We start from the raw sequence: 7,740 nt of genomic DNA, 5'->3' as shown, positions 1-7,740 counted from the left end.
GACTGAGCGATCCACAGGCACGCGTCCTGCGCGTCAATTCGCCGCTGATGTGCATGGAGTTGCCGGCATGAAGCTCGAACAAATCGAGGAGGTGTTGCTGGCAACGGCGCGTCTGACGAACCATCGCAACTTCGTCGTGGTCGGAAGCGGTCGATACTGGGCGCGGTGCTTGAGCCGCCGCAACGCATGGTCGCGTCGATTGACCTTGATTTTTTCCTGAAGTTCGACCCGGAACGCGTATCGGACATCAATGCGCAGCTCGGCGAGTCAAGCGCGTTCGCTCGCGACAAGGGCTATTTCGCCTACGCCCTGTCGCCACGCGTTTTGTCACTTCCCGCAGGCTGGGAAACCCGTCTGATCCAGCTACCCTTGAAGGGCGGTCTGGTTGCCTGGTTTCTTGACCCCAATGATTGCGCCTGCTCCAAGCTGATTCGCCCCAACGCCAACGACATCGAATGGGTGCGCGCCGGCCTGAACGCACGCATCGTAGCCGAACCGACAATGCGTTCGCGGCCTGGTCCATTGACCGCTTATAAATCAGTGCGAATTTGTTAATGGATTTGCCTTTGAATCGATGATCACCTGGGCACTTGTTCGTGCGCTGCGGGTTCATCTGTAATCAAAAGCGGCATTTCCTGGCTATCGGACGAGGACAGAAGGTGTGTCTCGGCGCCTCGCGCATTTATCGAAATCGTCGCTTCTTGGCGTCCGTCGTACGCCGATAGCGCACTCTTATAGGACTCCGCTGTTAGCGGGTCCGCTAATTGATCAGCGTTTAATTCGGCCGGCTCTTGTGGTGGCCGTGCGACTACTTCGTATGCAGCGCCTTGATTCAGGCGCCTCGCAACGTGCTTTAGTTCAAGCTTGCGTTGAACCTCTAGTTCGTTTGCACGAGCCTGATCGACATTTGCATTCGCTTTCTTCCTTACATCAGTCGCAATTGCTTCAATGCCAGCCTCAACCTTCTTCTCGATCTCGGCGTCGATAAGAGCGGTGATCTCCGGAGACAGGTCATTTTTTGCGAGTTCGTTTCGAAGCTTCTTTATTTCCAAATTGGACTTGTACAAGGCAACAATTTTTTCCAGCGCAACGACCAAGACCAGAACGGCGGCCTCCGATTGAAGATCGAGGAACACTTGCCACCATGACGCGCTTATGGTCCGAATTCGTGGGCTACGTGCGGCTGCGCCCTGAAGTTCCATAATTGCGCTGACGAGCCGGTTCAGATGGTCAAATTTCTTCGTAAGGTCATTCAAACTCTCACCGATGACATCGCGCGGAAATAGGGCGCCAAGTTCATACTCGCCATCTGCGACGTGATCAATTTCGACACCGAGCGTCGCCAGTGCGGCGCGCACGTTGTAGACGGTTGCTACAATTCCGCCGAAGGATTTTGAAAATGCCTCAAGCGATTCAAGCATCTCCATCGGGCTAAATGATGTTCCCGAGATAATTTCTTGAACCTGTTGCCTCAACTTATTGCCGACAAAATTGGATGCGTGAATTTCGTCCAAGAAAAGTCGAAAAGAAACATTGGTAGGTAAGGTACTGCTTTCCGTGCGCTGGTTGAACACGTTAACAACGGATCGAAAACCGGATGCGCTGTCTGTGCTTGGAGACTGGGCCTAGCAGCCTGTCGGACTTGGGGCGTCGAAAGCGAAAATCGGCCCCAGCGAGGACAGTTTTTGCCGAATTCGAAGGCCCGTAGCCCAGCTATGGGGCAAGAAGGCGGTGAAAAATGGACCGCTGCGGTCGATTTGCAGCAGACGATTCCCAAGTCCGACAGGCTGCTAGACGCGAAGTCGAGCTACAACGTTGTCTAGCGATGCCACTGCTTGCGATTCCTCCCAATATATAGAGAGCCGTGAAATGCAATAGTTGAACCGACCCAAGTTCATATTTACCTTTCTTCGAATTGTCGGTCAACCACGCTGGGCCCTCGTATCTACGTTCCGGGGATAGTGTGCCCGACCATTCGTAAAGCCCTACCTGCCACGATTTGTTCGCCCGACAGCATAGCTACTGCAATTGGCCGTCGCAAAGCTTTATCGTCGTTCGCGATTATGAACGGTGAATCCCGATCAACTCAATCCGAACCCGGGCCCGTTTCGAGCGATCGGGTTGCCAGTCAATTACGTAATCCTCCAGTGCCTTCGCGAACGACTCTTTCAAAGTTTCGCCTCTCGAGGTAGTCCCAAGCTGCCGCGACTCACCTTCGGTTGCCAGCCAGGCAACACTTGGAATTGCCTCAATCCGTCCGTTTACTGTCGAACGGAAAGTCAGCACTCGCGTGCGTGCCTCGCCGGCCTCGTCCTCGTAGCGCACCAGATAGCGGGCGAACACCTGAGCGCCCGTAGTCAATTGCGAAATCGATCCGGCGAACTCCGCGTCACGCGCTTCGGACAAAAGCGCATCCACCAGCGGATGTCCGATACCACCCAGTTCTGAATCACGCGCGCGCAACGCAAGATCGCGGTCAAAGCACATACGCTCATAGCGTGGCGCAAGGTGATACTTGCGCTGGAGGGCCTCCGGCACGTGGATGTTCCAGAAGTTGCCGTCAGGGATGGTTGCGCCACCGAGGTGGAGCACCATCGCGCGCATCCACGCGCCGAGCTCATCCATCGTATGGTGCCCTTCGATGCGGCGGTATGCCTCAAGGTTGAAGCCGGTCAGGTCCTGCGACAGCACGCTTAGAGCTTCCCGAGCCCGGTTCGCCTCGGCGATCATCCGGCTGATTTCAGACTCAGTGCGCTGGTAGTCGCGGTCCATCAGCGCGCGCTTGAAAAGCTCCTGATAGTCGGGCCTGCTACCAAGCAAGCCGAGAATATCGCTTTCGAAGTCCTCCAGTGGCTTGCCGCGATCGTCAACTTTTCCGATCGAGTTGGCAATATCAACAAGCTTTCCCTGTAGCAGCCCGTAAATGCGCTCCTCGACCGTATCCTCGGCGAGCAGGTTGTAGACCTGAACCGTGTCCTGTTGCCCGTAGCGGTGAATGCGACCGATGCGTTGCTCGACTGCCATCGGATTCCACGGCAGGTCATAGTTGAACAGCACTCGCCCGATCTGGAGATTGACGCCCTCGCCTCCCGCCGAAGTTGAAATCAGAAAGAGGGCGCCGTTTTCGCGCCAAAATGCTTCCATTGCCGCGATCTTGTCGTCAAGCGGACCACCCTTTAGCGTGGCGATCTTGTCGGCACCGAACATCCTTCCCAGCTCTTCGGCGAGAAATTCCATCGTGTCGCGGTACTGCGTGAAGATCACGAAGCGCTCATTGGGTTCGCCGCGACGCAGACTGCTCACCGCACGGGCAAGAGTCTCGAAGCGACGGTCGGGGCCGTTTGGGACGAGCTTGACCAACTCGCGCACGCGCTCGATCTCTGCCGGAATTCCGGCCTCGGCAAAAATGCCTTCATCGGCTTCCTCATCGCCGTCCATCGACCACGATGTTGTCTCTACCTCCTCCTCACGCCGTTGCAAGCGACGCCGCACGCGGCCGATGTAGCTCTCGGCTTCCGACTCCGGCACATGGCCGCCGAGTATGTCGTTCGCCACAGTCAGCATTTCATCCTTGACTTTGAGGATTTCCTCTGCGCCCCGCGACGCCTGCGACGCCGAAACCGTGCGTCGGCGGTTCTCCAGGTCCAGTTGCTTGCGCGCCAGCAGCACGAGAAGACGTCGGCGCAGCGCCTGTCGGATCGCGCGCGGACTCGACGACATGATCTTCTGGAAGGTCACCATCACTAAGCCGATGGCCCTTTGCGCACTGCTCGTCGTACGCTGGTCGATGCCTGCCGCCGTATACCCTTCGCGAAGATATTCGGAAAGCTGGTCGTAGAAGAAGCGCTCGCGCGGTGCGAGAGAAAAGGTGTCGGTCTGCACCTGACGGCGACGAAAGATCGGCTCACCGACTGCATCGGTAACCTCCCGCTTGGTGCGACGAATCATCACGCGGCTAAGCAGCCCGCGATGGTTGTTGATCGCATCCGGGTCAGGAAACAATTGATCGTTCAATAGCTGCAGCAGCGACCAGAATTGGTAGGCGTTGCCTTGATGCGGTGTTGCGGAAAGGAATACCAGGTCGCGCGTGTGGTTGCGCAGTGCTTCGGCCAGCTTGTAGTTCAGTGTGGTGACGGTTTTCTTGCCGGTTCGGGCACGCGAAAGATGATGCGCTTCGTCGAAGATCACCATATCCCAGCCGGGCGCAGCGAGCAGGCGCTGCAGACGTCGCGATTGCTTCAAGGTGTCGATCGACGCGATGACGTGCGCATGGCGCTCCCAGGCGGCCGAGCCGTGGTCCTGGAAGTCGCGCCCGAGCACGTCGAAATGCATGCGGAATCCGCTTTCCAACTCGCGGCGCCAGTTTTCTATCAGGCCGGCGGGTGTAACGATCAGGATGCGCTCAGCATCGCCTCGAGCGATCAGTTCCCGGATCAACATGCCAGTCTCGATGGTCTTGCCCAAGCCCACTTCGTCGGCAATCAGCATCCGTCGCGGCGCGATAGCGATCAAGTCATGCACCAGGAGAATCTGGTGAGGCAGTAGATCGACCCGGCTCGCGGTCAACTCGCCGCCCGTATTGGCGTGGACCATATCGAACGCCATTTGCTTCAGGCGATAGACCTTCGGGTCATCGAAATCGCTCGAGGCGAAACGCTCCCAAAGGTCGGAGGCTTTTTCAAGCCATTCGATCGGTACGGTCTCGACGCGCTCGCCGTCAGACGTCTTGAACAGCACCCTTGCTTGATAGACACCAAGATTCTGCGCTACCTTCAGCACTTCACCCGTGCCCCATTCGGGGCGGTTGCGCACCCGCACCCAGTCTTCGGCGTAGATCACGGTTCCGGGATCATTCGGGGGCGTTCACGTCGTTACATCCGCAGGTCGGTGGGGTAGTGGACGTCGATCTCGGCAATGCCACGGAAAGCCTTGTCGCTAGACACCAGAACGTCGGCCTTGAGACGCAGAGCCACGGCAAGCACCATCGAGTCGTTGGTAAGCAGGCCGTGGAGCTCCTGCAATGCGAATGCGCGGTCGAGCAGGTCGGGCAACAGGCAGGGCTCGAAGCCGAAGCCGAGGTCGACGAGCGCTCTTACCTTGGCCTTGTACAAGGTCAGGCCCTTGATAGCCTCGGGGCGCGAGCCCAGGCGTGACGCAGGGTTGCCGCCCGAGGTGAGGCCGCGCATCATTGCTTCGGCGAGCATCAGCTTGTGGGTGAACTCCTGCCACACCGTTTGCGGCAGGGTAGCGGAGACTTCGCCTGAAGAGCAGCGACGAATGAAGCGCTGCGCCTGGCTGGAGGCGCCCTGTTCGGCGTAGAGGAGCACGTTCGTGTCGACCACGCACAGGCTGCCGGTTGGAATGTCGTCGAGGTTCACAGGTCCCAACTATCGTGTTCGAGCACGGCCTTCAATTGCTCCGGCGCGAGTTTGATCGGCCGTTCGCAAAAAAGTTGAAACGCGGCTTCACGACGCGCCGGCTCGGGCAAACCCGCGGAAAGGTATTTCTCCAGTGCATCCTGGATTACATCGCTCAAGGGGCGACCTTCATCGGCGGCGCGCCGCTTGGCGCGACGCAGGACGTCTTGTTCGAGCAGCGTTCCGACTTTTTGTTTCATTTCACGCTCCTATGCAGAACCGACTGGCCCGAGCACGAGCCATGGGGTGAGCATTTCCATCAGCGTCAGGCCGCCATGGCGATAAACCGATTGTGAGGCCGATGGTGCCTGCGGCCGATTGTGACCCCGGCCGGCAAGTACGGTAAGACGTCGCGACTCGTCCAGCCACAGGCCGGGTGTCCGCTCCGGCAAGGCCTCGTTCTCTTCGTGAAAACGAAAGCGTTTGCCGTTTAGCACCCGGTCGACGTTCTTGAGTCGGGTATCGCTGAATCCGGACTTCAGGAATACATAGCCATGGTCGCTGGTGACAAGTACGCTGCGATCGGGTGGAAGCGCCTGTACCGTGTTGCGCCACGCTGTTTCGAAACCGTCCCAGACACCATCGAACAAACCTTCGTCCACCGCAGTGCTGTCGGTGTAGCGTTGATCCGGAAATCGGCACCAGAGCAACAGCGAATGATCGCCATCGTCAATGGTGTGATAGCTGTTTGTCTGCGCGAAATAGTAGTAGCGGACATTGCGCTCGCGCAATTCGCCGCGCGCCGCCAGCTGCGACGGCCCAAGCGCAGGCAAACCGAGGCCAAGACGATTGGCGACGTACTGAATCGTCTCCGACGGCACGGCCGCGCGCCCGCAGCCGCGTTCCAGCACGGCGCGGCGTGAAGCACGCGCAAGTTCGACGAGCCGCGGTACTTCGCGCAACGAGCAGCCGTCGAACACCACGGAGGCAGAGCGTGGATTCTTGGCAAAGAAGTCGCTGATGGTGCGATCAGGGGCAGACGCGGATGCGAGTTCCGAATACACATCTGGCGCGGTCGTCGCCAGCAGGCTTTCACGTTCGTTGACCAGTCGCTCTCCGGCCAGTAGATAGTTTTTCGGCGATTTCCCAGCGCGCGCGAAGGCTTCGTCGCTCCAGACTTCCTGCATGAGCCAAGCCTCCAGCGCAGGCAATCGTGATGGCGGGCTGGTGAGTGCCAGCAGCAGGGCGGAATCTAGGGCACTCACCTGGCAGCCTCCTGCGCAATTGCGTCGGCAAGCAACACCGTCATGCGCGCGGAGTAGGTGGCGCCCGTGAGGTTAGGCAGTTTTTCGCATTGCTGCTCTAGTTGCGCCTTGCTCAATGGGCCCGGGACCGAAATGTCGATCTGGACACCGAGGTCGCCTGTCCCCGACAGGCCGCCGCGATACGCCGACGGCAAGCCGCCAAAATCATGGTTGTGGTAGTCAGCGAAGATTGAAAAACGAACCTGCTGTATGGTCGGCGAATCGAGATCGACCAACCGCGCGGCCACCTGTTGGCGCAATTCACCGAGGCCGGTGCAGTGCGGCGTAGCGCGTTCCTCGGTGCGCCGTCCGGATGGTGTCGGCGGTGTTTCGGGCCCCGTGGGTAGTTGCGGATCGCCGGTAGGTCCGGTATCCCGTGGCGGCGTCGGGCCGGGTCCAGGCGGCGTCGGGGGAATCGAAGCGGGCCACGGATGGGCAAGTTCCGCCTGATCGAATTCAGATTGCGAAAGGGCAACTGGCTCGCCACAAAATCCGCCACCGCCGCGTTGGTGTTTCAGCCCGAGTATCCGCGCCGGGTCTTCGGCCAGATAGCGCACTGCCTGGGTGATAGCTGGTACGTCGAGCGGCACTGGAAATCCAAGCGTGCTGCGGTAGGCGCGATCGACCTGCTCGACGCGCTGTCCGATGAACGAGGCGAGGTTGTCGCGCAGGTGCTCGACAAAAAGCGATGGCGGATAGAGTTGGGTACGAAGCTGCTCGACGACTTCCAGCTTGTTGCTTGCTTGACCTAGGGGTTCTTCCTCGAACTGCGTGGCGCCGGCAGTCTCGGACCAGCTTTCGATGCGGATGTAGGCGAGCCCGGCGCCCTTGAGCAGGCGCAACAACTGAAGCGATTCATTGCGCTTGATGTCTTCATAGCGGCGGCGCAAATCCGCATTGCCGGGAGAATTGGCGAGATCGTTGGCGGCCTTCACGCGCTTCGCGTACGCAAGCAGATCCGGATTGCCGAGATGGTTGGAGGACGACTCTCGCGGTTCGAGCAGGATGATCTGATTGCGCATCTGCGTGCCCAGATACAACCCGTGGCGCTCTTCGGCCGACAATCGCCGCGGCGCCAG

At 59.1% G+C, this 7,740-nt stretch carries 8 protein-coding genes; 2 read left to right on the top strand and 6 right to left on the bottom strand.

The window, feature by feature from the left end; all coding sequences use genetic code 11:
- Window positions 1-220, top strand: a 220-nt coding sequence (locus tag SGJ19_01485; protein ID MDZ4778907.1) for a hypothetical protein, incomplete at its 5' end; no start/stop codon positions are given.
- Window positions 187-555, top strand: a complete 369-nt coding sequence (locus tag SGJ19_01480; GenBank protein ID MDZ4778906.1) for a DUF6036 family nucleotidyltransferase — start codon at window positions 187-189, stop codon at window positions 553-555. The genes SGJ19_01485 and SGJ19_01480, both read left to right, overlap by 34 nt.
- A 23-nt stretch (window positions 556-578) precedes the next feature.
- On the opposite strand, the gene SGJ19_01475 is transcribed toward SGJ19_01480, so the two are convergent.
- The 6 genes from SGJ19_01475 to SGJ19_01450 all read right to left on the bottom strand — a co-directional run bounded on the left by SGJ19_01475 (window position 579) and on the right by SGJ19_01450 (window position 7,725).
- Complete coding sequence (locus SGJ19_01475) at window positions 579-1,574, bottom strand: hypothetical protein (protein MDZ4778905.1); 996 nt, start codon at window positions 1,572-1,574, stop codon at window positions 579-581.
- A 487-nt stretch (window positions 1,575-2,061) separates the two neighbouring features.
- Window positions 2,062-4,839, bottom strand: a complete 2,778-nt coding sequence (locus SGJ19_01470) for an SNF2-related protein (protein ID MDZ4778904.1) — start codon at window positions 4,837-4,839, stop codon at window positions 2,062-2,064.
- Window positions 4,840-4,871: 32 nt separating this feature from the next.
- The gene (locus tag SGJ19_01465; protein MDZ4778903.1) at window positions 4,872-5,378 is read right to left on the bottom strand and encodes a type II toxin-antitoxin system VapC family toxin; all 507 of its coding nucleotides are present in this window, start codon (window positions 5,376-5,378) and stop codon (window positions 4,872-4,874) included.
- Window positions 5,375-5,617: a hypothetical protein gene (locus SGJ19_01460; protein MDZ4778902.1), complete on the bottom strand. Its 243-nt coding sequence runs from the start codon at window positions 5,615-5,617 to the stop codon at window positions 5,375-5,377. Before SGJ19_01460 ends, SGJ19_01465 begins: the two co-directional genes overlap by 4 nt.
- Before the next feature lie 9 nt (window positions 5,618-5,626).
- A complete protein-coding gene (locus SGJ19_01455; GenBank protein MDZ4778901.1) occupies window positions 5,627-6,622 on the bottom strand; it encodes a hypothetical protein in 996 nt (331 codons plus the stop codon).
- A complete protein-coding gene (locus SGJ19_01450; protein MDZ4778900.1) occupies window positions 6,619-7,725 on the bottom strand; it encodes a hypothetical protein in 1,107 nt (368 codons plus the stop codon). Before SGJ19_01450 ends, SGJ19_01455 begins: the two co-directional genes overlap by 4 nt.
- Window positions 7,726-7,740 lie beyond the last annotated feature (15 nt).

The organism is Planctomycetia bacterium (genome assembly GCA_034440135.1).
Classification (GTDB): domain Bacteria; phylum Planctomycetota; class Planctomycetia; order Pirellulales; family JALHLM01; genus JALHLM01.
The sequence above is the reverse complement of the archived record's forward strand: the minus strand, read 5'-3'. Positions and strand labels throughout refer to the sequence as shown.